We start from the raw sequence: 23792 nt of genomic DNA, 5'->3' as shown, positions 1-23792 counted from the left end.
GCCCTTCGGCGTTTGCGCCTTTTCAGCGACTGCAGAGTTCATCGGCCTTGAAGAAGAACTCGATTTCCTGCTTGGCGGTCTCCGGCGCATCCGAACCGTGCACGGCGTTGGCGTCGATGGTTTCGGCGTAGTCGTGACGCAGGGTGCCAGCGGCGGCCTCGGCCGGGTTGGTGGCGCCCATGATCTCGCGGTTCTTGGCGATGGCGTTTTCGCCCTCAAGCACCTGGACCATGACCGGACCGGAGATCATGAAGCCGACCAGGTCGTTGAAGAAGGGGCGCTCCTTGTGCACGGCATAGAAACCCTCCGCCTGCTCACGGCTCAGATGGATCATGCGGGCTGCCACAATCTTCAGGCCGGCCTTCTCAAAGCGGTTGTAGATCTCGCCGATGACGTTCTTGGCGACGGCGTCGGGCTTGATGATGGAGAGGGTACGTTCCACTGCCATGCAAGGACTCCAGTGTATCTGTCAGGGATTGAAGGTTGGGATGGACTGGCGGGGATGACCGCTTGCGGTGCACCACGGCCGCCCGAGCCGGCGGGCCGTCCCGCGCGACTCGCGCAAGTGTACCTGCTGACCGGGTACCGGGCAATTTGCCTGACCACCCCGCGGGGCAACCGGACTCAGACCGTGAAACTCTCGCCGCAGCCGCAGGTGTCTTTCACGTTGGGGTTGCGGAAATCGAAGCGGTGGTTGAGGCCTTCGCGGATGAAGTCCACCTCGGTGCCTTCCAGAAAGGGCAGGCTTTTCCGGCTGATCAGCAGCTTGATGCCATCCTGCTCGATCACCTCATCGGTCTCTTCGACGCTCTCGGCGTAGTCGACCGTGTAGGCAAAGCCCGAGCAGCCCGTGGTCTTCACGCCCAGACGCAGACCGACACCGCCCTCATGACGGGCCAGATAATCTTTGACGTGGCGGACTGCAGTGTCAGTGAGACGGATATTTGCCATGGTTTGCCTCCATTGGCTTGCCCGGGCGAAGCAACACGCCGGGCCTGCGGGATTCATCGGCTAATGATACTGATTACCGGAACCGGGATCGAGTTCCCTGCTGCGCAGCGGCCAGCTCAGGAGCCGGTCCGGTCGCGGAACCGTGCATCTGCCGCGTCGCTGGCATGATCGGAACTCGCGCCGGGTTTCCGGGCGCCATCAGTCACCTCTGCCTCGCGCTCCGATTTGCCGCAATCCAGTTCCTCGACCTCCACATCGGGGATGCGGCTGTCTTCCACATCGCCGCCCATGCCGCGGATGGCCTGGCACATCTGCTCCAGGCGCGCATCGGTGACATGAATGTGGTCGAGGATGGCGTTGACGGCATTGGCCACCGGATCGGGCATATCGGTGGTGCCGTAGGCGTCAAAGCCGATCTTGCGTGCCACCGCGGCCCGCCGTTTGTCCTCGGCGCTGTCGGGCGTGGGCCGGACACCCGCCACCCGCGCGGGTATACCCACCATGGTGGCGCCCTCCGGTACATCGCGCAGGACCACGGCATTTGACCCCACCCGGGCGCCACTGCCGACACTGATCGGGCCGAGAATCTTGGCGCCGGCGCCGACCACCACATCGTCGCCGAGCGTTGGATGGCGCTTGCCCTTTTCCCAACTGGTACCGCCCAGTGTCACGCCGTGGTAGAGGGTGACGTCATCGCCCACCTCGGCGGTTTCGCCGATCACCACCCCCATCCCGTGGTCGATAAAGAAGCGTCGACCGATCCGTGCACCCGGGTGGATCTCGATGCCGGTCAGCCAGCGGGCGATGGTGGAAAAGAACCTGGCCGGCCAGCGCAGCCCCTTGCCCCAGAGCCAGTGGTTGCAGCGGTGAAAGATCAGTGCGTGCAGCCCAGGGTAGGTGGTCAGCACCTCGAACGCGTTACGGGCCGCCGGGTCGCGGTCCATGACGCAGCGGATGTCCTCTCTGATCCGTTTGAACATGGACAGTCAGCTCTGTCGGGTGAATGGCGGGGTTACAGAACGGGGGGCCGGCGCCGGCCGGTCAGGTGCCGACCGACCCGCTGCTACATCGGTACGAGTAGGCATAAAGCTGAGTCATGTGTCCTAGTTTACGCCCCCCGGAAGGTTTAATCACCACCCCCGCGGGCTTGCCTCTCCCCGGCCTGCGGCAGCTCAGGCAGGCGCTTTTCCACGTTGGCCAACAGGCCGCGCAGCATCTGCAGCTCATGGTCATCGGGTGCGGCCCGGTAGAAGAGCTGGCGCAGGCGTCTCATCAGGATCTCCGGGTTGTGCTTGCGCAGGAAGTCCACCTTGTCCGCAACCCGGGCCAGGTGCTCATAGAAGTATTCCATGTCCTGCGCACTGGCCGGCAGGCGATCCGGGGTGACCACCTGTGCGCCCAGCGCCATGTTGACCTCGTGGCAGACCACCTGGACCGCCGCGGCAAGGTTCAAGGAGCTGTAATCGGGATTGGCCGGAATGTGCACCAGTGCCTGGCAGCGATCCAGTTCGGCATTGGTCAGGCCCGAGCGCTCCCGGCCGAAGAGCATCGCCACCGGCCGTTCGGCCGCTTCGGTGACCACCCGGCGGCCCGCCTCGCGCACATCCAGCACCTCGGCGCTGGTGATCCGTCGCGGCCGTGCGGAAAGACCCATGACCAGGCCGCAACCGGCCAGCGCGCTGTCCAGTGACGCGTGCCGCCCTGCGCCCTCCAGCACGTCGTCGGCCCGGGAGGCGTTGGCAGTGGCCTGCTCATGCGGAAAATCACACTCCGGGGCGACCAACTCCAGCCGGTTCAGCCCCATGGTCTTCATGGCCCGGGCAACCGAGCCGATATTACCCGGATGGCTGGTGCCCACCAGCACAATTCTGAGGTTAGAAGGCGTCATCCCACTCCCATAAGGTCCGCTGTGAAAGGGCCGGCGGTACAGCCCGGGCGGGTTTCCTGTTATGCTTCGCGGCGTCTGACCGCCGTTGAGCGGTCCACCGATCCAGACCCACCCATCCTGGCTAGCGAAGACCACCATGCACGCAACGGTAAACATGGCCGTCCGGGCCGCTCGGGCCGCCGGCGACGTTATTGTACGCAACCTCGACCGTCTGGACCGCGTCCAGGTGGACAACAAGGGCCGCAACGACTTCGTCAGCGATGTGGATCGCATGGCCGAGGAGCAGATCATCCACATTCTGCGCCGCGCCTACCCGGACCACGCCATCCTCGGCGAGGAGTCGGGCAGCCACGGCGAGGCCGACTTCGAGTGGGTCATCGACCCGCTGGACGGCACCACCAACTTCCTCCACGGCTTCCCCCACTACGCAGTCTCCATCGCCCTGCGCCATCGCGGCCGCCTGGAGTCCGGGGTTATCTACGACCCGCTGCGCCAGGAGCTGTTCACCGCCCGCCGCGGCGCCGGTTGCCAGCTGGACGGCCGCCGCCTGCGCGTCACCCGCGCAAAGACCATCGACGGAGCGCTGCTCGGTACCGGCTTCCCCTTCAAGAACCAGCACCTGCTCAACCCCTACCTGGACATGTTCCGGGATGTGAGCGGGCGCGCCTCCGACCTCCGCCGGGCGGGGTCCGCGGCGCTGGACCTGGCCTACGTGGCCGCCGGCCGGCTGGACGGGTTCTGGGAGCTGGGCCTGCAGCCCTGGGATATGGCGGCCGGCGCCCTGATGGTGAAAGAGGCCGGTGGCCTGGTGGGTGATGTCACCGGGGGCGAGAACCACATGCAGACCGGACACATCGTGGCCGGCAACCCCAAGCTCTTCGCTGACCTGTTACGGACCATCCGGCCCCATTACAACAGCGAGACCATGGGCGGCTGAGGTACCGCCGCCCCGGCCTGTGCCTGCGGATCAAGCCTTCAGCGGGGCCAATGCCGCCTCCAGGTCGGCGCGGATATCCACCACAGCCTCCAGGCCCACCGAAATACGCACCAACGATTCCTTGATGCCGGCCGCCGCGCGTTGTTCCGGCGTATTGCGGCCGTGGGTCGTGGTGGCCGGATGGGTGATGGTGCTCTTCGCGTCACCCAGGTTGGCGGTAATGGAGAGCAACCGGGTGTTGTCGATGACCTTCCAGGCGGCCTCCCGGCCCCCCAGCACCTCGAAGCTGACGATCCCGCCAAAGGCGGATTGCTGACGCGCCGCCAGCTCGTGCTGCGGGTGGTTGCCGAGGCCCGGGTAATGCACTCGCTCCACCGCCGGGTGGGCAGCCAGCCACTCGGCCAGCACTCCGGCGCTGCGACAGTGGGCCTGCATCCGCAGGTCCAGGGTTTCCAACCCCTTGAGGAACACCCAGGCATTGAACGGGCTCATGCTCGGGCCGGCCGTGCGCAGGAACCCGAACACCTGTTCACCCACAGTCTTGGCATCACCGCAGACCGCCCCACCCACGCACCGGCCCTGCCCGTCCAGATACTTGGTCGCGGAGTGGATGATCAGGTCCGCGCCCAAATCCAGGGGCCGCTGCAACGCCGGGGTGCAGAAGCAGTTGTCCACGGCCAGCAGCGCGTCGTGCTCATGGGCCACGTCAGCCAGGGCCGCAATATCCGCCACCTCGGTCAGCGGGTTGGAGGGCGTCTCCAGGAAGAGCATGCGGGTCTCGGGGCGAACGGCGTCCCGCCAGGCCTGCACATCGGTCAGCGGGACGACGGTCACCTCGATGCCGTAGCGCGGTAGATAGTTGGCGAACAGCGAGGCCGTGGCACCAAAGAGCCCGCTGGAAGCCACGATATGGTCACCCGCCCGCAGCAGCCCGAGGGTGCTGGCCAGCACCGCCGACATGCCCGAGGCCGTGGCCACGCAGGCCTCCGCACCCTCCAGGGCGGCCAGCCGTTCCTCGAAGGTGCGCACCGTGGGGTTGGTGAAGCGGGAATAGATGTTTCCGGGGCTCTCGCCGGAGAAGCGGGCCGCCGCCTCGGCGGCGCTCCGGTAGGTAAAGCTGGAGCTGGCGTAGATCGGCTCGCTCTGCTCCTGTTCCAGCCCCCGGGTCTGGCCGGCGCGCACCGCCCGCGTGGCGGCGGCCCAATTGCCGGGGTGACGCGGGTCCTCTTTGGGCAGTTGGTTGTCGCTCATGGCGGCCTCAGCGGTGGTTGTGCAGGCTTACGGCGCCCGCCTCGGCAGAGGCCTTCCGCTTGCCCCGCGCATCATCGCCGCGCTCCGCCTGCAGCCCCTCCAGATAGTCACTATCCACGCCCCCGGTCACGTACTCCCCGTCGAAGCAGGAGCAGTCAAAACGGTCGATGCGTCGGTTGCCATAGTGGACGGCGTCCTTCAGATCATCCAGGTCCTGGAATATCAGCCGGTCTGCCCCGATCACCGCAGCGATCTGGTCCACCGTGCGATTGTGGGCAATCAGCTCCTCGGCGGAGGGCATATCGATACCGTAGACGTTGGGGTGGCGCACCGGTGGGGCCGCCGAGGCAAAGTAAACGTTCTTCGCCCCGGCATCACGGGCCATCTGCACCAGCTGCTGGCAGGTGGTGCCCCGCACGATGGAGTCGTCCACCAACAGCACGTTCTTGTCCTTGAACTCCAGGTGAATGGGGTTCAGCTTCTGGCGAACGGACTTCTTGCGCAGGGTCTGCCCCGGCATGATGAAGGTGCGGCCGATGTAACGGTTCTTGATGAACCCCTCGCGGTACTTGACCCCCATGTGATTGGCCATCTCCAGTGCCACGGTACGGCTAGTATCGGGGATGGGGATCACCACATCGATGTCGTGGTCCGGCCATTCACGCTCCACCTTGCCGGCCAGTTTCTCGCCCATCCGCAGCCGTGATTTGTAGACTGCCACCTCGTCGATGATGGTGTCGGGCCGGGCCAGGTAGACGTACTCGAAGATGCAGGGGGAATACACCGGGTTTTCCGCGCACTGCCGGGTATGCAGCACCCCGTCCATGTCGATGAATACCGCCTCCCCCGGCGCAATATCGCGCACCCGGGTAAAGCCGAGCACGTCCAGCGCCACGCTCTCGGAGGCAATGATGTACTCCTTGCCCATGTCCGTGGTGCGCTCCCCGAAGCAGATCGGCCGGATGCCGTTGGGATCGCGGAAGCCGAGGATGCCGTAGCCATTGATCATCGAGACCACGCCGTAGGCGCCCTTGCAGCGCCGGTGCACCTCGCCCACGGCGTCAAAGATGTCGTCCGGGGTAATCCGCATCTTTCCACTACGGCCCAGCTCGTGGGCGAGGACATTGAGCAGGATCTCGGAATCGGACGAGGTGTTGATGTGACGCAGGTCGGAAAGGAACAGCTCGCGCTTTAGCTCTTCGGCATTGATCAGGTTACCGTTGTGCGCCAGCGAAATGCCGTAGGGGCTGTTGACATAGAAGGGCTGTGCCTCGGCCGAAGTGTCACACCCGGCAGTGGGGTACCGGACGTGGCCGATCCCCATGTTGCCGGCCAGCTGCTGCATGTGACGCGTGCGAAACACATCGCGCACCAGCCCCTTGTCCTTGCGCAGGTGCAGGTGGCCGTTGTCGTAAGTCATGATGCCGGCAGCGTCCTGCCCCCGGTGCTGCAGCACGGTCAGTCCGTCATACAAAGCCTGGTTGACCGGCTCCCGGGCCACCATTCCAATCACGCCACACATGGAGCAAGTACCTCTCGGTTCAGATTTCCTCGGGGACGATCACGGCATCGGCGGGCGGGATGCCCGGCTCGTCACCCGCGCAATAGGTTTGCCAATACGTCTCTTCCGGCAACAGCGCCTCGTCGGGGCCACCCAGTGCCAGCAGCCGGTCCATCCAGCCGTCGGCGCCGACCCGGCAGACCCAGGGCTCCATGCCCTGGATCATCACCGACTCCTGCCAGACCCGCTCTTGCGGCATCGGGCTCAGTCCCAGGATGAGCATCACCAGGGCGACCACCACCAGTCCGCGCAGCACGCCAAAGATCATCCCGAGCAGGCGATCGGTCCCGGAAAAGCCGGTTGCGCCGACCAGTTTACCGATGAGCAGGTTGACCAGGGCGCCGACCAGCAGCACCAACACGAAGACCCCCACAAAGGCCGCGCCAAGCCGCAGCGTGGGGGAATCGATCCAGGAGGACAGGAATTCCGATGCGGGGGCAGCCAACACCAGCCCAGCCCAGATGGCCAGCACCCAGGCGAGCAGGGAGACAACTTCCCGGGACAGGCCCCGGATCAGGCTGAGCAGCGCCGAAACACCGACGACGCCCAAGATGGCGATATCAAGCCAATTCATTCACGGCCCCGCGCCGCACCGCCGAAAGGCGGTGAATATTACCAAAGCGTAGCGGTTGGAGAAAGCGCGCGCGCCGCTCACGGGTGGCCAGCCACCAGACCCTCCAACCCCTGCTCCTCCTCCAGGCGATCCAGCATCCGCTGCGCCTCCTCGCGGGTCTCCATCGGCCCCACCCGTACCCGGTAGAACGTCCGGCCCGCCTCGGTATCGACCCGGTCGGCGAACACCTCCAGGCCGTCCTCACGCAGGCGGTCCCGGAAGCCCAGGGCGTTTTCCAGGTTGCCGAAGCTGCCCACCTGGACCACCCAGTCGCCGCGGTCGGGTGGGATGATGTCGAGCCCCTCTTCCGTGGTCCGGGGCTCCTCGGTCACTTCCGGCTCCGGTTCCGGCTCGGGCGCGGCTTCAGGCTCCGGCTCGGCCACATCGGGCACGGGCTCGGGTTCCGGCTCTGAGACGGGCGGCTCTTCGGCCTCCGGCTCGGCCGGCGTCTCATCGGGCTCGTCGGACCGGGGCGCTGCCAACTCTTCCTCAGCGGGCAGCTCCGGCTCCGGCAAGGGCTCCGGGCGCGGCGCCTCCACCGGCGCCTCCCCATCCCGGGCTTCCGGTACCGGCACCTCGCTCACCTCCGGTGCCGGCGGAATGTCCAGGGGCATATCCAGCTCACTGTGCTCACCGTTGCCACTGAACAACCAGGGCAGGATGATGACTGCAAGCGCCACCAGGATGACAGCGCCGGCCAGGCGGTGCTTGATGTGCTGTTCCAAGTCTATCCCTCTCCCGCTCGTCGGCCAGGGCTCAATCACAAAGACGGCGCGCCCGCATCACGGCCTCGACCGTCCGGTAGGAGCCGAATACCACAACCCGGTCCGCCGGGCGCGCACGTCGGCGCAGTCGTTCCAATGTCTCGGTCAGGCTGCCGACCTTCACGCTCCCGCTACCGCGGCGCTGCTCCAGCGCCCGGGCAATGACGTTTGGCGGCTGTGCCTGCTCGTCCGCCAGCTCGGGTAACAGCCATTGGTCGATCACCCCGTGCATGGCGTCGAGGATACCGGGCAGGGCCTTCCGTTTCATGGCGGCGAATACCGCGATCACCTGCCCGGCCAGGGGTTCGGAGCGCAGCGTCTCCGCCAGCACGCGCGCGCTGTCCTCGTTATGGGCTACATCGAACAGCCACTCCACGCCATCCACGTGGAGGCGTTCCATATGGCCCGGCAATCGTGCGCTGCGCAGCCCCCGGGTGATGGCCCAGCGGTCAACGGGCAGCCGCCCGGACAGTTGCCTCAGGCCGGCGATAGCGGCAGCGGCGTTGTCGATCTGCACGTCGCCGGCCAACGCGGGGAGCGGCAGGTCATTGATGCGTTTCTCGATGCTGATCCAGTCCCAGCCCTGGGGTTGCTTGCGCCAGCGGAAATCCACCCCGGCCGCCACCACGGGCGCGTTCAATTCCCGGGCCCGGTGGCGCACGCTTAGCGGCGGTTTCGCCTGGCCCAGGCAGACCGGCCGGCCCGGACGCATGATACCGGCCTTTTCGGCACCGATCTGCTCGCGGTCATTACCGAGCCATTCGGTGTGGTCCACGCCGATACTGGTAATGATAGCCAGGTCAGGGTCCACCGCGTTGACCGCGTCCAGCCGCCCGCCCATACCTACTTCGAGTAGCCAGACATCGCAATCCGCGGCGGCGAACACGCTCAATGCAGCCAGGGTACCGAACTCAAAATAGGTCAGGGGCACCCCTTCACGGGCTCGGTCCACCCACTGAAAGGCGGCAGTGATGATCTCGTCATGAACCGCCTCGCCGGCCACCCGGATCCGTTCGTTGTAACGCAGAAGGTGGGGCGAGGTGTAGACCGCGGTGCGGTAACCGGCCGCGTTGAGGATCGCCTCGAGGTACGCAGTCGTGGACCCCTTGCCGTTGGTCCCGGCCACCGTGATGACCGGGCAGGCCGGGTTCAGCACACCCAACCGCGAGCCGACCTCCTGAACCCGGTCCAAGCCCGGGTTGATCTCCACCGGGCTCAGGCCCTCCTGCCAGCGCAGCCAGTCGGCGAGGCCCCAGCGGGCGGCCGCCGGCGTACGTTCCGGGGCACAGGGGTCCGCCATATCAGTCCCAGTGCTCCGCCACCTCGTCGGCGGTGGGCTCAGGCGCATCCGTGGCAGGCAGTGGCGTCTGATGGGTCAGCATGCTGAGGATGGCGTGCAGACGCTCGGCCATTTCACGGCGGTCGATGATTTGATCGATGGCGCCATGCTCCAACAGGAACTCACTCCGCTGGAAGCCTTCCGGCAGGGTCTCGCGCACGGTCTGTTCGATCACGCGCGGTCCTGCGAAGCCAATCAGTGCGTCCGGCTCGGCGACTACCAGGTCGCCAAGCATTGCGAGACTGGCGGAAACCCCGCCCATGGTCGGGTCGGTGAGCACCGAAATGAACGGGACACCCGATTCCGACAGCCGGGCCAGCACCGCGCTGGTCTTGGCCATCTGCATGAGGGAGAAGAGCCCCTCCTGCATCCGCGCACCGCCGCTGGCGGAGAAGCAGATCAGCGGCACGCCCTGCTCCAACGCCGTTTCGGCGGCCCGCACGAAACGCTCGCCGACCACCGAGCCCATCGACCCGCCCATGAAGGAGAACTCAAAGGCCACCGCGACCACGGGCATCCCCTTGAGCCGCCCCTGCATGGCGACCAAGGCGTCCCGCTCCCCGGTCGCCTTTTGCGCCTGGGCCAGCCGGTCCTTGTACTTCTTGCTGTCGCGGAAGCGCAGGGCATCCACCGGCTGCACCTCGGAACCGATTTCATGCCGGTCCTCGGCATCCAACAGCCATTCCAGGCGCTGGCGCGCACCGATTCGCATGTGATCGCCACACTTGGGGCAGACCTCCTGGTTCCGCTCCAGCTCCGGTCGGTAGAGCACAGCGTCACAGTGGCCGCACTTGGTCCACAGCCCCTCCGGTACGCTGCGGCTTCGCTCCGTGGCCTCGGTGCGGATCCGCGAAGGCATCAGCTTCTGGAACCAGCTCACGACGTTACCTCCTCCGCCACCCCGTCCAGGGCCTGGCGCATGGCACCCAGCGCCTCTTCCAACTCCGGTGCGATCCGTTCCGGCTCGTCCGCATGCTCGGCGATGCGCTTGACCAGCGCACTACCGACAATAATGGCGTCCGCCAACGCCCCTATGCGTGCCGCACTGTCCGCATCCCGGATCCCGAAACCCACTCCCACCGGGAGGTCGGTCCGGGCCTTCACCGTCGCCACTCGGCGCCGGATGTCGTCGACGTCCAGGTCGGCGAAACCGGTGACGCCCTTGATGGCAACGTAATAAATGAAGCCCCTGGCAGCCCCGCAAATGGCCTCCAGGCGTTCCGGCGCGGTGGTGGGTGCCACCAGGAAAATGGGGGAGAGCCCCTCGCTCTCGTAAGCCTGGGTGAACGCCCCGCCCTCTTCCGGCGGCAGGTCCACCGTCAACACACCGTCCACACCGGCGGCGGCCGCCTCCTCGGCGAACACCTCCGGCCCCAGGTACTCGATGGGGTTCATGTAACCCATCAGGACCACAGGGGTCTGGTCGTCCTCCTCACGGAACTGGCGGACCATCTCCAGGACATCGCGCAGGGTGGTCCCGTGCACGAGGGCGCGCTCGCACGCCGCCTGGATGACCGGGCCGTCGGCCATCGGGTCGGAAAAAGGCACGCCCAGTTCGATGATGTCGGCACCGGCCCGCACCAGCGCGTGCATGATGCCCACCGTATGCTCCGGTGCCGGGTCACCGGCGGTGATGTAGGGAATCAAAGCCTTCCGGCCGGCCTTGCGGCAGTCGGTCATACGCTTTTCCAGGCGATTCATAGCTCGATACCCTCCAGGTCGGCCACGGTGGCGATGTCCTTGTCACCCCGGCCCGACAGGTTCACCACGATGCTCTGTTCCGGGCTCATCTCGGCGGCCAGCTTGCGTGCATAGGCCAAACCGTGGGCCGTCTCCAGCGCGGGCATGATGCCCTCGCAGCGGGTGACCTCGTGGAACGCCTGCAGCGCCTCGTCATCGGTGACGCTGACGTACTGGGCACGGCCGGAGTCCTTCAACCAGGCGTGCTCCGGTCCCACTCCGGGGTAGTCCAGCCCGGCGGAGATCGAGTGCGTGCCCTGGATCTGCCCCGATTCGTTCATCATCAGGTAGGTGCGGTTACCGTGCAGCACCCCGGAACGGCCTTTACAGAGCGGAGCGGCGTGGCGTCCGGTCTCCACGCCCTCACCGCCGGCCTCGACGCCGTAGATGGCAACGGACTGGTCCGCCAGGAAGGGATGGAACAGGCCGATGGCATTGGAGCCCCCACCGACGCAGGCCACCAGGGCGTCGGGCAGCCGGCCCTCGCGCTCCAGCATCTGCCGGCGCGTTTCCCGCCCGATAACGGATTGAAAATCGCGGACCATCATCGGATAGGGGTGGGGGCCTGCCACGGTGCCGATGATGTAGAAGGTATCATCCACGTTGGCCACCCAGTCGCGCATGGCCTCGTTGAGCGCGTCCTTGAGGGTCCGGGTGCCGCCGTCCACGGCGCGCACCTCAGCGCCCAGCAAGCGCATGCGAAAGACGTTGACCGACTGGCGTTTGACATCGTCGGCACCCATGTAGACCACGCACTGCATGCCCAGGCGCGCGGCCACAGTGGCGCTAGCCACGCCGTGCTGGCCGGCACCGGTCTCGGCGATCACCCGCGGCTTGCCCATGCGTTTCGCCAACAGCGCCTGGCCGACGGTGTTGTTGATCTTGTGCGCACCGGTGTGGTTGAGATCCTCGCGCTTGAAGTAGATGCGCGCGCCCCCCACCCGGCTGCTCCAGCGCTCCGCCAGGTAGAGCGGCGTCGGGCGACCCACAAAGTCCTGCAGGTCGCGATCGATTTCCGCCAGGAACTCCGGGTCGTTGCGGAAATGCTCGTAGGCCCGCGCCAGCTCATCCAATGGGGCCATAAGGGTCTCGGAGACAAAGCGGCCTCCATAGGGCCCGAAGTGCCCCGTCTCGTCGGGGTAACGGTCGAACCCCGGAATGCGTTCGATCACATCAGTCGGCTTGGTGGACATTGCTCACCTCGTTGATGAATGCGGCCATGAGCTGCGGGTCCTTCACGCCGGGAGCCGATTCGACCCCCGAGCTCACGTCCACCGCGAACGGTCGAGCCTGTTTGACGGCATCGCCCACGTTATCCGGGCTCAGCCCACCGGCCATGATCAAAGGGACGCCGGCATCATGGGGCACCCGAGCCCAGTCGAACACCTCGCCGCTGCCGCCACTGGTGCCGCGGCTATGGCTGTCCAGAAGGAACCCCACCGCGGAGGGGTAACGGGCCACCCAAGCCTTCGGGTCCCCCGACTCGCCCATCGGGATGGCCTTGATGTACCGCCGATGGAATCCTTCGCAGAACTCGGGGGCCTCATCGCCATGGAACTGCAGGAGGTCGATGCGCAGTTCGCTTAGCACCTGGCGCACGAAAGCCGCCTGGGGGTCCTGGAACAGGGCAACCACGGTCACGAACGGGGGCAGCGCGTCGATGACGGCTTGCGCCGTGGCGCGATCCACCGCCCTGGGGCTGCGCTCGTGAAAGACCAGCCCCACGGCATCAGCGCCCAGGTGGGCGGCATCGCGGGCGTGTTCAGGGCGGGTGACCCCACAGATCTTTACTCGGGTTCGAAAGCTTTTGGCGCTCACAATTATCGCGTATCCGGATGAGAACTTGAATGGATAGCCGTTCATGCTAACCCGCGGCGGGTTACTCAGGCAAAGCGCGGTCGCCACCCCTGCAGCGGCAACCCGTGCACCTCCGGGTATTCCACCCCCACCAGGTACAAGCCCTCCGCAGGTGCCGTTGCGCCGGCGACGGTGCGGTCACGGCCGGCAAGCAACTCGGCCGTCCAGGCCACCGGGCGCTCCTGGCGGCCGATCAATGAGAGCGTGCCGGCGATGTTGCGCACCATGTGGTGCAGGAACGCGTTGGCCGTGATGTCCAGGTAGATGAACGGCCCTGCTGCTTGCACGGTCAATGCCCGGACCGTACGGACCGGGTGCTTGGCCTGGCAGGCCACGGCGCGGAAGGCGGAGAAGTCGTGTTCGCCCAGCAACGCGCCGGCGGCCTTGGCCATGAGCGAGGCATCCAGTGGGTACTTGGACCACGCCACCCGCCCCCGCAGCAACGCGGGCCGGGCGCGTCCGCAGCACCAGATGTAGCGGTAGCTCCTGGAAGTGGCGCCAAAACGGGCATGGAAGGTGTCGTCCACCGGCCGCGCCCAGCGCACCGCTACCCCACCGGGCAGATTCGAGTTGGCACCCAACACCCAGGCATGCTCCGGCCGGTAGGCGGCGGTTTCGAAGTGGACCACCTGCTCCGTGGCGTGCACCCCGGTATCGGTCCGGCCCGCGCAGGTTACGGTGACCGGCTCATCCGCCACGCGGGAGAGTGCCTTCTCCAGGGCCTCTTGAACCGACGGCGCGTGGTCCTGGCGTTGCCAGCCGCAGAAACCACTACCGTCATACTCCAGCCCCAGGGCCAGTCGAAAGATCATCGGGACTCCATGGCTGCCGGCTTGATCAGAACCAAAAGAGCAGGGCCGCGGTAACGCCAACCACCGGGGTCAACTGCCATAGCGGAGGGCGGACATCGTGCGGGACCCATACCCGCGGCGGCGGTCGGCGCTCCGCATGCACCATGGCCCGGGCGAAAACCCGGGCACCGAAGACGGCCGGTTGCCGCCAGGGACTGCCGCGGGCCCAGTCCCTCCGGGTGGCTGCCACCATGACCCGCAAGCGCGGCACGGTCTCCAGGGTGAGGACCAGGCGGACGGCCACCCGGTCGACGTCCAGCCCGACCAGGCGCAACGGTCGCAACACCCAGCCCAGCCCTGCGATCAGGTCGGCGCGCGACTGGCTTCGCATCAGCCAGTGCACGGCCGCCACCAGCGCCGCAAGGGCGAAAACGCGCAATAGCCCCTCGGCAAGCCCCTCACGGCTGGGCACCGCCCCGGGTTCACCGCCCGGCCAGAGTGCCTGCCCGGGCGTGAGGAAGAGGTAGAGCACCGCGATGGAGAGAAACAGGAACTTGAGTTGCCACAGCCCGCGCGCGAGCCTGCGCCAACCCGGGGCGTCCCGCCAGGGCAGCAACCCGGCTACCAGCACCCCGGCGATGGCCACCTGGGCCATGGACGCCCGCGCCAGGACCGTTGCCAGCGCGATCACCAGCAGGACGCGGGTGGCCGGGTGCATGTCGCTCAGCCGAGGCTGTCCAGCAGCGCCTGCGCTTCCTTCTTCTGCTCGGGACTGCCGACCGAGACCACCTCGTTCAACAGTTCCCTGGCGCCGTCGGGATCACCCAGGTCCACGTAGGCCCGAGCCAGGTCGAGCTTGGTGGCAATCTCTTCTTCGTCGGCCTCCGCCCCCGGCTCGGGCTCGTCGTCGGCAGCCCGGTCATCGGTCGGCGCCGCAGTCCCATCGTCCGAGGCATCCTGGGCCGCCACGTCATCCAGGTTCAGCCCACCGAAATCCAGGTCAAACTCGTCGTCCCGGGCCTTGTCGGCGCCCTCGGCCTGCTCGGCAGACTCTGCCCTGTCTCGCCAACTGTCGTCGACCTCGAAGTCCAGTGACAGATCGCCCATTCCTTCGCCCTCCGACCGCTGCGAGACGCCTGCATCAGCGGCCTTACCATCGTCGGCATCCGGTTCATGCGGTTCGCTGCCCTGACGGGTTTCCGCCCCGTCGGCGGAGCGCTCTGTCTCCGGCAAGTCCAGGTCAAACGCCAGGTCGCCCCCGAACGGCTCGTCACTGCGCTTTAAATCACTCTGGTCCTCTGCCGCGGCATCGGGTTCACCCAGCGTCGGCAGCGTCGCCGTACCCGACGCATCCTCTACCTCCGGCGCACCGGCTGCAGACTGGTCGCCACCAAACAGCGGGTTATCCGGCGCGAACGCCTGCCCGATGGTGACGGCCCGCACCCAGTGCGGGTCGGACTGGCCGTCCACGCGATCCCAGAGGGCCTGCGCCTGCTGATCAAAGGCCTGCCGATCACCCGTCTCGGAAAGCACCTCGAGGAGACGCAGCCGGTACTCGCTACGTGCCGGGGTGTTGTTGAGCGCTGCAATCAGGGTCTCCCGGGCCCCATCCAGGTCGCCGGCCTCCGCCAGGCGATCTGCCTCCTTCAGGGGATCGGCCTCGTCGGCAGCGCCCTCGCCGGCCGCCGCCGCAACAGCCACACCGCCCGCAGCGACGCCGGCCTCACGGGCCGGCGGTTCAGCAATCGGTACTTCCTCGGCAGCCACACCGGTCTCACCACGACGGCGGCGCAACAACATCAACGCCAGCAGCCCGATAAGAATGGCGAGACCACCAATCGCCAGCGGCAGGCTGAGCCCGTCCAGCCAGCCCGTTGGCCGGGGTTCGGTTCCCGTCGGCGGCTGGGCGGGTGCGGCTTCCTCGTCCTCTTCCGCCAGGGCGTCATCCTCGACGGCAGGCTCGGCATCCGCCACGTCCGGGTCGGTAGGCGCCGTTTCGGGCTCCTCCTCCGGCGCCTCGGTGGTCACCTCGCTATCGGCAGGGTCCACAGGCACGGGCACCCCTTCCTCCAGCTCGACGGTAACCAAACGTTCCAGGCGGGCGAGTTCGTCCTGCATATCCGCCAGGCGCGCACGCAGGTCCTCATTCTCGGATCGAAGGCTCGCCTGCTCTTCCCGGGCGCGGATCAGCTCTTCACGCAACGCCCCGATGTTCTCTTCGCTCGGCTCGATATCGCCATCCAGCAGGTTGGCGATCTCTTCCTCATTGCGGTCCGATTCGGCGACTATCTGCAGTTGCTGATCCAGCTGCTCGCTATCCAGGACATCGGCAGGCGGCTCAGTCTCGGCAACGTCCGCATCGGGCTCATCGGTAACGGGCGCCTCTGCAGGGGCGCTGGCCAGTTGCCGGAACCGCTCCCTCGCCTGATCCGCATCAAGCTGGCGGGCCTGGTTGGCGGAGGGCACCTCCAGGGTGGCGCCCCGACGCAAACGGTTGATATCGCCATCGACGAACGCTTCGGGGTTCGCCTCGAAAAGGGCCACCGCCATCTGGTGGGCGTTCACCCCTTCGGCCCGGGCCTGTTCAGCGATCGCCCAGAGGGTTTCGCCGTCGCCGACCGGGCCGTATTGGCCATCACGGACTCCCGGCTGGGCCGATGGCGCACGCTCCGCCTCGGCGATCGGCACTCCTTCCACTTCCCGTCTTTCAGTAGCCGGGGCCGTGGGCGGGGCCGGCGCCTCGTCAGAATCACGGGGCGGGTCCAGCAATAGGGTGTACTCTCGGATCAACCGGCCCTGGGGCCAGTTAAGTTCCACCAGGAAGTCGACAAAGGGCTCGCGGAAGGGATTGCGGGTGTAGACCCGGACATGCGGGCCATCAGCGTCGTCCTCGACCACCTCGAAACGGATATCCCGCAGGTAGTGGGGCCGGTCCAGCCCGGCGCGGTCGAAGACCTCTTCCGGCGCCATCGTCACCTGCAGGTCTTCCAGCTTATCCCGGTCGCTCGCCTCCAGCGGTATGCGCGCCGACAACGGCTGGTTGAGGAATGAATCCTGCTCGATAGTGCCCAGCCCCAGTGCCAAGGCGGTGGAGGAGAACGTCAGACCGGCAACGGTGGTGATAATGGCCCGTTTTAGTAGCATCCCAATCCCTGAGTGATGATGCGCGGGCGGGCCTTGCACCCACCGCGCTGCGTTTCCTGATGCCCGCCCCACTTCAGGGGCGGGCATCCCCCGGACCTCAAATGTACTCGCGAATCAGTAGTTCAGCAATCTGAACACTGTTCAGGGCAGCGCCCTTGCGCACATTGTCGGCCACGACCCAGAGGTTCAGGCCGCGGGGATGGGAGATGTCCTCCCGGATACGACCCACGTAGACCGGGTCGTGAGTGGCGGCCTCGGTCACCGCCGTGGGGTAACCACCCGGTTCGCGGTCGTCCAGCACCTCAATGCCTTCGAACTGGCTCAGCAGCTCACGGGCCTTGGCCTCGGTGAGCTTCTCGCGGGTCTCGATATGCACGGCCTCGGAGTGACCGTAGAAGACCGGTACGCGGACCGCCGTCGGGTTCACCAGAATGCTCTCGTCGCCGAAGATCTTCTGGGTCTCCCAGACCATCTTCATCTCTTCTTTGGTGTACCCGTTGTCCAGGAACACATCGATGTGCGGCAGGCAGTTGAAGGCGATCTGCTTGGGATAGGCCTCGCACTCGACGGGCTTGCCGTTCAGCAGATTCGCGGTCTGGGTGGCCAGCTCCTCGATGGCCTCCTTGCCGGAGCCCGACACCGCCTGATAGGTGGCCACGTTGATCCGCTCGATGGTGGCAGCCTCGTGCAACGGCTTCAGCGCCACCAGCATCTGGATGGTGGAGCAGTTCGGGTTGGCGATGATGTTGCGCTTGGTGTAACCGGCCACGGCGTCCGGGTTAACCTCCGGGACCACCAGCGGGATATCCTCCTCGTAGCGGAAGTGCGAGGTGTTGTCGATCACCACGCAGCCCGCCTCGGCGGCCTTGGGCGCATACTCGGCGGAAATCGAGCCCCCCGCGGAGAACAGGCCGATCTGCACCTTGGAGAAATCAAAGGTGGCGAGATCCTGGATCTCGACCTGCTTGCCCTTGAACTCGATGGTCTTGCCCGCGGAACGGCTGCTGGCCAGCGGGTAGATGTTGCCTACGGGGAAGTCGCGCTCGGCCAGGATGGACAGCATGGTCTCGCCGACTGCACCGGTGGCGCCGACTACAGCGACATCGTAGGTCTTGCTCATTGGGTCGTCCCCTTTTCGCTTACAGAATTGGTTGATCGGTGATCCTGGGCCTCAGTCCCGGGCGCGCAGCGCGGCCACGACCGCATCGCCCATTTCGGCGGTGCTGACGGTTCGGGACTGGCGGGCGGCGATATCCGGAGTGCGCAGGCCTTGGTCCAGCACGTCGCCCACCGCCTGCTGTACCCGGTCCGCCAGCGCCCCCTGATCGAGACTGTAGCGCAGCATCATCGCCACGGACAGAAGCGTCGCCAGCGGATTCGCCAGCCCCTTGCCGGCGATATCGGGTGCGGAGCCGTGCACCGGCTCGTACAGCCCCTTGCTGTGTACGTCCAGCGAGGCGGAGGGCAGCATGCCGATGGAGCCGGTGAGCATGGCCGCGCAGTCGGAGAGCACGTCACCGAACAGGTTGCTGGTGACCATGACGTCGAACTGCTTGGGCGCCCGCACCAGTTGCATGGCGGCATTGTCCACGTACATGTGGCTCAACTCCACGCCGGGATAGTCACCGGCCACGCGCTCCATCACCTCGCGCCAAAGCTCGGAGACCTCCAGCACATTGGCCTTGTCCACGGAGCAGACCCGGCTACCGCGCTTGCTGGCGATGTCAAAGGCCAGACGGCCCACGCGGTCGATCTCCGACTCGCTGTAGACCATGGTGTTGTAGCCCTGGCGCTCGCCGCTCTCGAGCGTGCGGATTCCCCGCGGCTCGCCGAAATAGATGCCCCCGGTGAGCTCCCGCACGATCATGATGTCCAGACCGGCCACCACGTCGTGCCGCAGGCTGGAGGCGTCCGCCAGTTGCGGGTAGAGAATGGCCGGCCGCAGGTTGCCGAACAGGCCCAGCTCGGCCCGGATGGCCAACAGGCCGCGCTCGGGCCGCAGCGGGCGGTCCAGCTGCTCCCAGCGCGGGCCACCCACCGCCCCCAGCAGGATGGCGTCGGCATCGCGGGCCAGGGCCAGGGTCTCGTCCGGCAGCGGTTTGCCGTGGGCCTCGTAGCCAGCACCGCCGATAGGGGCCTCTTCCAGATTGCAGTCGAAGCCGTAGTCGTCGCGCAGGGCCTCGAGGAGCTTGCGCGCCTCGGCCACGATCTCCGGGCCGATGCCATCGCCCGGGGTAATCAGGATATCAGCAGTCATGCAGGGTCCTTTGCGGGGTCGTGGAGGCCAGCGTCAGCTGCCCTCTTCCAGGTCGGTGAAGAGCCACGGCGCCTGCTCGCGGCGGCGGGCCTCATAGGTGCGGATGTCCTCGGCGTGCTTCAGGGTCAGGCCGATCTCATCCAGCCCCTCGAGCAGGGCGTGCTTGCGGAAGCCGTCAATCTGGAAGTCAAAGGCCTCACCGGAGGGCGTGCGCACCTGCTGCTCGGGCAGGTCGACCTCCAGTTGGTAACCCGGCGTGTCTTCGACCTCCTTGAACAACTGGTCTACCTGCTCCTCGGTGAGCACCAACGGCAGCAGGCCGTTCTTGAAGCAGTTGTTGTAGAAGATATCGGCGAAGCTGGGGGCGATGATGGCGCGGAACCCGAAGTCCTTCAAAGCCCAGGGCGCGTGCTCGCGGGAGGAGCCGCAACCGAAGTTCCGCCGGGTCAGGAGGATGCTGGCGCCTTCATAGCGGGGCTGGTTCAGGACGAAATCCGGGTTGACCGGGCGCTGGCTGCAATCCATGTCCGGCTGACCCTCGTCCAGGTAACGCCATTCGTCGAACAGGAAGGGACCAAACCCGGTACGGCGGATGGACTTGAGAAACTGCTTGGGGATGATGGCGTCGGTGTCCACGTTAGCCCGGTCCAACGGCGCCACTACCCCCTTGTGCGTGATGAATGGTTCCATGAGGCGATCAATCCTCTTCGGTATCGGCTTCTTCCTGGATGACTTCGCCGGTCTGCTCAATGTCCTCTCCGGCGCCCTCGATGGTGGCACAACCGCTCACCAGCAGGCCCAGCAGCATGAGAATCGCGAAGTAACGCATGGTCCGACCTCCAGGGGAGAATAAAGTCAGCCGGTGGCCCCTGAGGCCCACCGGCTCCGGGATCAATGCGGCATCACTGCTGTTCGGGCCAGTGTCGCACGTCCACAAAGTGGCCGGCGATGGCCGCGGCCGCAGCCATGGAAGGGTTGACCAGGTGCGTCCGGCCGCCCTGCCCCTGCCGCCCCTCGAAATTCCGGTTCGAGGTGGAGGCGCAACGCTCACCGGCCTGCAACCGGTCGGCGTTCATGGCCAGGCACATGGAGCAGCCCGGCTCGCGCCATTCGAAACCGGCCTCGATAAAGATCTTGTCCAGGCCTTCCTTCTCGGCCTGGGCCTTCACCACCCCCGAGCCGGGAACCACCAGCGCCTGGGTCAGCGTGTCAGCCACCTTGTGACCGCGGACCACCTCGGCGGCGGCGCGCAGGTCCTCGATCCGGGAGTTGGTGCAGGAGCCGATAAAGACGCGATCCAGCTGGATTTCCTTGATCGGCGTACCGGGCTGCAGGCCCATGTAATCGAGCGCACGGCCCATGCTGCTGCGCTTGACCTCGTCCTGTTCCTCGAAGGGGTTCGGCACCCGGCCACCCACCGGCACCACCATCTCCGGGGAGGTCCCCCAGGTGACCTGCGGCTCGATCTCGGCGGCATCCAGCACCACCACCCGGTCGAACTCAGCGTCCGGGTCACTGTGCAGGGTCTTCCAGTACTCGACCGCCTTGTCCCAGTGCTCGCCCTTGGGTGCGAAGGGGCGGCCGCGCACGTACTCGATGGTCTTGTCGTCCACTGCCACCATGCCGCAGCGGGCACCGCCTTCGATGGACATGTTGCAGATGGTCATCCGGCCCTCGACGGAGAGCGAGCGGACGGCTTCACCACCGAACTCGATGGCGTAGCCGGTGCCCCCGGCAGTGCCGATCTTGCCGATGATGGCCAGGACCACATCCTTGGCAGTGACGCCCCGGCCCAGCTGGCCGTCCACGCGGACCAGCATGCGTTTGGCCTTCTTCTGCACTACCGTCTGGGTGGCCAGCGCGTGCTCCACCTCGGAGGTGCCGATCCCGAAAGCGAGGGCACCCAGGGCGCCGTGGGTCGAGGTGTGCGAGTCGCCACAGACCACCGTCATGCCGGGCTGCGTCGCACCCTGCTCCGGCCCCACCACGTGGACGATCCCCTGGCGCCGGTCCAGCATGCCGTACTCGGTAATGCCGAACTCCTCGCAGTTCTTGTCCAGCGTCTGCACCTGCACCCGGGAGACCGGATCAGCGATACCCTGGGCCCGATTGGTGGTGGGCACGTTGTGGTCGGTGACCGCCAGGTTGGCCTCTACCCGCCAGGGCCGGCGGCCGGCCAGGCGCAACCCCTCGAAGGCCTGCGGCGAGGTCACTTCGTGCAGCAGCTGGCGATCCACATACAGCAGCGCAGAACCATCGGGGTTCTCACGCACCACATGGGCTTCCCAGAGCTTGTCGTAAAGGGTCTTGCCAGACATAGCGATCACCATCAGTGTCTTGCGGGACAAACGGGCGGCGCGCTGCACCGCCCTTGATTCAGCGCTCCAGTATATCGAAATCGCGCTATTGATTCATATCAGGGCAAACGGGCACCGGGAACCAGTGCTCAATGCGCCTCGCGTTGCAGGCTCACCCATGCCAGCACCGCGGCCACTGCCGCCACCAGCGCCCCCAGGTAGTAGGTATGGCCACCCCAGTCATCCCACAACCACCCGGCCACCAGGCTGCCCAGCGCCACCCCGGCCCCAAAGGTCAGGCTGCTGTAGAGCGCCTGCCCCCGGCCCTGGTTGCCGCCGACGAAGTAACGGTTGATGGTGTGGATGCCCACCGCGTGGTAGACGCCGAACGTCGCCGCATGCAGCGTCTGCGAGAGCGCCACCAGGGCAAGACTGTCCACGAAGGCGCCGAGCAGCAGCCAACGCACCACCGCCAGCACCAGGGCAATGGTGAGCAGCAAACGGGGGCCGTAACGGGGCAATAACCGGTGCATGACCAGGAACAGCAACACCTCGGCGACCACGCCCACCGCCCACAGGATCCCGATGGTGCTACCGGAATAGCCATGATCCTCCAGGTAAATGCTGAAGAAAGCGTAGAAGGGCCCGTGGCTGGCCTGCAGCAGCATGCAGGCGAGCAGAAAGCCCAGCACGTGGGGCTGACGCAGGACCGCGAGGAACGGCGGATGATCCCCATTACCCTGGCCATTGCGCCCCTCCGGCGCGATCAGCGCAGAGATCCAGAGCCCGGCGAACAGCAGCAAAATGCCCCAGGGCAGGAGGTCCAGACCGAAGTGATCCACCGCCCGGCCAAAGCCGATCACCGTGACGATGAACCCTACCGAACCCCACAGCCGCACCAGGCTGTAGACCTGAGGACGCTGCCCCAGGTGGTTGAAGGTGTTGGCCTCGAACTGAGGCAGAGCGGCGTTCCAGAAAAAGCTGAACCCGGCCATGACCAACGCCATCCACCAAAACCCGCCCTCCACCAGGGCCCCGGCGAACAGCAGGAGCGCCGCCAATGCCGCCAGCCGCACGATGAGCATGCGCCGGCCCAGGTGATCGGCCAACCAGCCCCAGAGATTCGGGGCGATGATCTTGGTGGCGTGCAGAATGGCCAGCAGCTGGCCTATCTCGGCGGAACTGAAGCCGAGTTGCCGCAGGTAAGGGCCCCAGTAAGGTACCAGGGCACCCAGGGCGGCAAAGAAGAAAAAGTAAAAGCTGGATAACCGCCAGTAGGGTAATGCTGAGGCCATCAGCGGTTGCTGGCGGGTATCGTCGGCGTCTCGGCGTTTACGTCGGCGCACTGGGCGCGGTGGCGCAGCCAGTGATCCATGAGGGTCAGGGCCATCATGGCCTCGGCGATGGGTACGGCACGGATACCCACGCAGGGGTCGTGCCGCCCCTTGGTGACCACCGGCACCGGTTCGCCGGCAGCATCGATGGTCCGGCCCGGCACGAGGATGCTGGACGTGGGCTTGAGCGCGATGCGGGCGACTACATCCTGCCCAGTGGACAGCCCACCCAGCACACCACCGCTGTTATTGCTGGTGAAGCCCTCCGGGGTGAGCTCATCACGGTGTTCACTGCCATGTTGCATGACACTGGCAAACCCCGTCCCCAGCTCAACCCCCTTGACCGCGTTGATGCTCATCAGTGAGTGGGCCAGGTCCGCATCCAGGCGGTCGAAGACCGGCTCACCCAGACCCGCAGGGCAGCCACGGGCCACCACGGTAACCGCAGCGCCAATGGAGTTGCCGGACTTGCGCAGGTCGTGCATGAACGACTCGAGATCCGGCACCCGCTCCGGGTCGGCACTGAAGAAAGGGTTCTGATCCACCGCCATCCAGTCCTTGATGCACAGTTCGATCGGTCCGAGCTGGGTCAGGCAGCCCTGGACGGTGATACCCAGCCGCTCCCGCAGGTACTTACGGGCAATCCCTCCAGCGGCCACCCGCATGGCGGTCTCCCGCGCCGACGACCGGCCACCGCCGCGATAGTCACGCACGCCATACTTCTGGGTGTACGTGTAATCGGCGTGACCCGGCCGGAAACGCTGGGCGATTTCGGAGTAGTCCTTGGAGCGCTGGTCCTGATTCTCGATAAGCAGCCCGATGGGCGTGCCGGTGGTGTACCCCTCGAAGACCCCCGACAGGATACGGACCTGGTCGGGCTCCTTGCGCTGCGTCGTGAACTTGGACGTCCCCGGGCGACGGCGATCAAGATCGTGCTGGAGATCGGCCTCGCTCAGTGGCAGCCCGGGTGGACAACCATCGACAATCGCCCCCAGCGCAGGCCCGTGGCTCTCGCCGAAGGTGGTGACGGTAAACAGTTTGCCTAACGTATTTCCTGACATGCCGCTA

24 protein-coding genes are annotated in these 23792 nt (G+C 66.3%); 1 reads left to right on the top strand and 23 read right to left on the bottom strand.

Annotated features, from left to right (window positions below; translation table 11 throughout):
• Positions 1-22: 22 nt before the first annotated feature.
• The 4 genes from ndk to DFR31_RS00510 form a co-directional block, all read right to left on the bottom strand.
• Positions 23-448, bottom strand: coding sequence for a nucleoside-diphosphate kinase (gene ndk / locus DFR31_RS00525; RefSeq protein WP_121440721.1), 426 nt, complete (start codon positions 446-448; stop codon positions 23-25).
• A 176-nt stretch (positions 449-624) separates the two neighbouring features.
• Positions 625-951 (bottom strand): HesB/IscA family protein, encoded by a 327-nt coding sequence (locus tag DFR31_RS00520; RefSeq protein ID WP_121440720.1) that lies wholly within the window; start codon positions 949-951, stop codon positions 625-627.
• Positions 952-1067: 116 nt separating this feature from the next.
• On the bottom strand, positions 1068-1931 hold the full coding sequence (cysE, locus tag DFR31_RS00515; protein ID WP_245971051.1) for a serine O-acetyltransferase: 864 nt from the start codon (positions 1929-1931) through the stop codon (positions 1068-1070).
• 146 nt (positions 1932-2077) lie between these two features.
• The gene (locus DFR31_RS00510; protein ID WP_121440719.1) at positions 2078-2839 is read right to left on the bottom strand and encodes an RNA methyltransferase; all 762 of its coding nucleotides are present in this window, start codon (positions 2837-2839) and stop codon (positions 2078-2080) included.
• A gap of 136 nt (positions 2840-2975) precedes the next feature.
• Between DFR31_RS00510 and suhB the strand changes: the two genes are divergently transcribed.
• On the top strand, positions 2976-3776 hold the full coding sequence (gene suhB / locus DFR31_RS00505; protein ID WP_121440718.1) for an inositol-1-monophosphatase: 801 nt from the start codon (positions 2976-2978) through the stop codon (positions 3774-3776).
• A 30-nt stretch (positions 3777-3806) separates the two neighbouring features.
• Here the strand turns inward: suhB and DFR31_RS00500 are convergent, their stop codons facing one another.
• The 19 genes from DFR31_RS00500 to aroC all read right to left on the bottom strand — a co-directional run bounded on the left by DFR31_RS00500 (position 3807) and on the right by aroC (position 23785).
• Complete coding sequence (locus tag DFR31_RS00500; protein WP_121440717.1) at positions 3807-5027, bottom strand: O-succinylhomoserine sulfhydrylase; 1221 nt, start codon at positions 5025-5027, stop codon at positions 3807-3809.
• A 7-nt stretch (positions 5028-5034) separates the two neighbouring features.
• Positions 5035-6549, bottom strand: a complete 1515-nt coding sequence (purF, locus tag DFR31_RS00495) for an amidophosphoribosyltransferase (RefSeq protein ID WP_121440716.1) — start codon at positions 6547-6549, stop codon at positions 5035-5037.
• Between the two features lie 19 nt (positions 6550-6568).
• Positions 6569-7162 carry a CvpA family protein gene (locus tag DFR31_RS00490; protein ID WP_121440715.1) on the bottom strand — a complete coding sequence of 198 codons (594 nt, stop codon included), beginning with the start codon at positions 7160-7162 and terminating at the stop codon, positions 6569-6571.
• A gap of 77 nt (positions 7163-7239) precedes the next feature.
• Positions 7240-7926 carry an SPOR domain-containing protein gene (locus DFR31_RS00485; RefSeq protein ID WP_121440714.1) on the bottom strand — a complete coding sequence of 229 codons (687 nt, stop codon included), beginning with the start codon at positions 7924-7926 and terminating at the stop codon, positions 7240-7242.
• A 31-nt stretch (positions 7927-7957) separates the two neighbouring features.
• Positions 7958-9265, bottom strand: a complete 1308-nt coding sequence (gene folC / locus DFR31_RS00480) for a bifunctional tetrahydrofolate synthase/dihydrofolate synthase (RefSeq protein WP_170153552.1) — start codon at positions 9263-9265, stop codon at positions 7958-7960.
• Position 9266: 1 nt separating this feature from the next.
• Positions 9267-10184 (bottom strand): acetyl-CoA carboxylase, carboxyltransferase subunit beta, encoded by a 918-nt coding sequence (gene accD, locus DFR31_RS00475; protein ID WP_121440712.1) that lies wholly within the window; start codon positions 10182-10184, stop codon positions 9267-9269.
• A complete protein-coding gene (trpA, locus tag DFR31_RS00470) occupies positions 10181-11005 on the bottom strand; it encodes a tryptophan synthase subunit alpha (RefSeq protein ID WP_121440711.1) in 825 nt (274 codons plus the stop codon). The genes accD and trpA overlap by 4 nt, the downstream gene beginning before the upstream one ends.
• Positions 11002-12237 (bottom strand): tryptophan synthase subunit beta, encoded by a 1236-nt coding sequence (gene trpB / locus DFR31_RS00465; protein ID WP_121440710.1) that lies wholly within the window; start codon positions 12235-12237, stop codon positions 11002-11004. Before trpB ends, trpA begins: the two co-directional genes overlap by 4 nt.
• Complete coding sequence (locus tag DFR31_RS00460; protein WP_121440709.1) at positions 12218-12862, bottom strand: phosphoribosylanthranilate isomerase; 645 nt, start codon at positions 12860-12862, stop codon at positions 12218-12220. The genes trpB and DFR31_RS00460 overlap by 20 nt, the downstream gene beginning before the upstream one ends.
• Positions 12863-12927: 65 nt before the next feature.
• Entirely contained in the window at positions 12928-13713 is a 786-nt protein-coding gene (gene truA / locus DFR31_RS00455; RefSeq protein ID WP_121440708.1) for a tRNA pseudouridine(38-40) synthase TruA, read from the bottom strand.
• Between the two features lie 25 nt (positions 13714-13738).
• Positions 13739-14410 (bottom strand): hypothetical protein, encoded by a 672-nt coding sequence (locus tag DFR31_RS00450; RefSeq protein WP_121440707.1) that lies wholly within the window; start codon positions 14408-14410, stop codon positions 13739-13741.
• Between the two features lie 5 nt (positions 14411-14415).
• The gene (locus tag DFR31_RS00445; RefSeq protein ID WP_170153551.1) at positions 14416-16836 is read right to left on the bottom strand and encodes a motility hub landmark protein FimV; all 2421 of its coding nucleotides are present in this window, start codon (positions 16834-16836) and stop codon (positions 14416-14418) included.
• A 97-nt stretch (positions 16837-16933) separates the two neighbouring features.
• Entirely contained in the window at positions 16934-17956 is a 1023-nt protein-coding gene (locus tag DFR31_RS00440) for an aspartate-semialdehyde dehydrogenase (protein ID WP_121440705.1), read from the bottom strand.
• A gap of 51 nt (positions 17957-18007) precedes the next feature.
• Positions 18008-19093, bottom strand: a complete 1086-nt coding sequence (gene leuB, locus DFR31_RS00435) for a 3-isopropylmalate dehydrogenase (RefSeq protein ID WP_121440704.1) — start codon at positions 19091-19093, stop codon at positions 18008-18010.
• Between the two features lie 33 nt (positions 19094-19126).
• Positions 19127-19783 (bottom strand): 3-isopropylmalate dehydratase small subunit, encoded by a 657-nt coding sequence (gene leuD / locus DFR31_RS00430; protein WP_121440703.1) that lies wholly within the window; start codon positions 19781-19783, stop codon positions 19127-19129.
• Positions 19784-19790: 7 nt separating this feature from the next.
• Positions 19791-19922 (bottom strand): entericidin A/B family lipoprotein, encoded by a 132-nt coding sequence (locus DFR31_RS00425; protein ID WP_121440702.1) that lies wholly within the window; start codon positions 19920-19922, stop codon positions 19791-19793.
• Between the two features lie 73 nt (positions 19923-19995).
• Positions 19996-21411 carry a 3-isopropylmalate dehydratase large subunit gene (gene leuC / locus DFR31_RS00420; protein ID WP_121442112.1) on the bottom strand — a complete coding sequence of 472 codons (1416 nt, stop codon included), beginning with the start codon at positions 21409-21411 and terminating at the stop codon, positions 19996-19998.
• Between the two features lie 128 nt (positions 21412-21539).
• Entirely contained in the window at positions 21540-22685 is a 1146-nt protein-coding gene (locus DFR31_RS00415) for an MFS transporter (protein WP_121440701.1), read from the bottom strand.
• Positions 22685-23785: a chorismate synthase gene (gene aroC, locus DFR31_RS00410; protein ID WP_121440700.1), complete on the bottom strand. Its 1101-nt coding sequence runs from the start codon at positions 23783-23785 to the stop codon at positions 22685-22687. Before aroC ends, DFR31_RS00415 begins: the two co-directional genes overlap by 1 nt.
• Between the last annotated feature and the right edge of the window lie 7 nt (positions 23786-23792).

The sequence above is a fragment of the Alkalispirillum mobile genome (assembly GCF_003664325.1).
In the GTDB taxonomy this organism is placed as follows: Bacteria; Pseudomonadota; Gammaproteobacteria; order Nitrococcales; family Halorhodospiraceae; genus Alkalilimnicola; species Alkalilimnicola mobilis.
Note: the sequence above shows the minus strand (reverse complement) of the source record. Positions and strands in the feature narration are given on the sequence as shown.

Excerpts from the sequence above, each read along its gene's own strand:
- ndk (WP_121440721.1), bottom strand. The coding sequence starts at position 448 with ATGGCAGTGGAACGTACCCTCTCCATCATCAAGCCCGACGCCGTCGCC.
- DFR31_RS00520 (WP_121440720.1), bottom strand. The coding sequence starts at position 951 with ATGGCAAATATCCGTCTCACTGACACTGCAGTCCGCCACGTCAAAGAT.
- cysE (WP_245971051.1), bottom strand. The coding sequence starts at position 1,931 with ATGTTCAAACGGATCAGAGAGGACATCCGCTGCGTCATGGACCGCGAC.
- DFR31_RS00510 (WP_121440719.1), bottom strand. The coding sequence starts at position 2,839 with ATGACGCCTTCTAACCTCAGAATTGTGCTGGTGGGCACCAGCCATCCG.
- suhB (WP_121440718.1), top strand. The coding sequence starts at position 2,976 with ATGCACGCAACGGTAAACATGGCCGTCCGGGCCGCTCGGGCCGCCGGC.
- DFR31_RS00500 (WP_121440717.1), bottom strand. The coding sequence starts at position 5,027 with ATGAGCGACAACCAACTGCCCAAAGAGGACCCGCGTCACCCCGGCAAT.
- purF (WP_121440716.1), bottom strand. The coding sequence starts at position 6,549 with ATGTGTGGCGTGATTGGAATGGTGGCCCGGGAGCCGGTCAACCAGGCT.
- DFR31_RS00490 (WP_121440715.1), bottom strand. The coding sequence starts at position 7,162 with ATGAATTGGCTTGATATCGCCATCTTGGGCGTCGTCGGTGTTTCGGCG.
- folC (WP_170153552.1), bottom strand. The coding sequence starts at position 9,265 with ATGGCGGACCCCTGTGCCCCGGAACGTACGCCGGCGGCCGCCCGCTGG.
- trpA (WP_121440711.1), bottom strand. The coding sequence starts at position 11,005 with ATGAATCGCCTGGAAAAGCGTATGACCGACTGCCGCAAGGCCGGCCGG.
- trpB (WP_121440710.1), bottom strand. The coding sequence starts at position 12,237 with ATGTCCACCAAGCCGACTGATGTGATCGAACGCATTCCGGGGTTCGAC.
- truA (WP_121440708.1), bottom strand. The coding sequence starts at position 13,713 with ATGATCTTTCGACTGGCCCTGGGGCTGGAGTATGACGGTAGTGGTTTC.
- DFR31_RS00450 (WP_121440707.1), bottom strand. The coding sequence starts at position 14,410 with ATGCACCCGGCCACCCGCGTCCTGCTGGTGATCGCGCTGGCAACGGTC.
- DFR31_RS00445 (WP_170153551.1), bottom strand. The coding sequence starts at position 16,836 with ATGCTACTAAAACGGGCCATTATCACCACCGTTGCCGGTCTGACGTTC.
- DFR31_RS00440 (WP_121440705.1), bottom strand. The coding sequence starts at position 17,956 with ATGAGCAAGACCTACGATGTCGCTGTAGTCGGCGCCACCGGTGCAGTC.
- leuB (WP_121440704.1), bottom strand. The coding sequence starts at position 19,093 with ATGACTGCTGATATCCTGATTACCCCGGGCGATGGCATCGGCCCGGAG.
- leuD (WP_121440703.1), bottom strand. The coding sequence starts at position 19,783 with ATGGAACCATTCATCACGCACAAGGGGGTAGTGGCGCCGTTGGACCGG.
- DFR31_RS00425 (WP_121440702.1), bottom strand. The coding sequence starts at position 19,922 with ATGCGTTACTTCGCGATTCTCATGCTGCTGGGCCTGCTGGTGAGCGGT.
- leuC (WP_121442112.1), bottom strand. The coding sequence starts at position 21,411 with ATGTCTGGCAAGACCCTTTACGACAAGCTCTGGGAAGCCCATGTGGTG.
- DFR31_RS00415 (WP_121440701.1), bottom strand. The coding sequence starts at position 22,685 with ATGGCCTCAGCATTACCCTACTGGCGGTTATCCAGCTTTTACTTTTTC.
- aroC (WP_121440700.1), bottom strand. The coding sequence starts at position 23,785 with ATGTCAGGAAATACGTTAGGCAAACTGTTTACCGTCACCACCTTCGGC.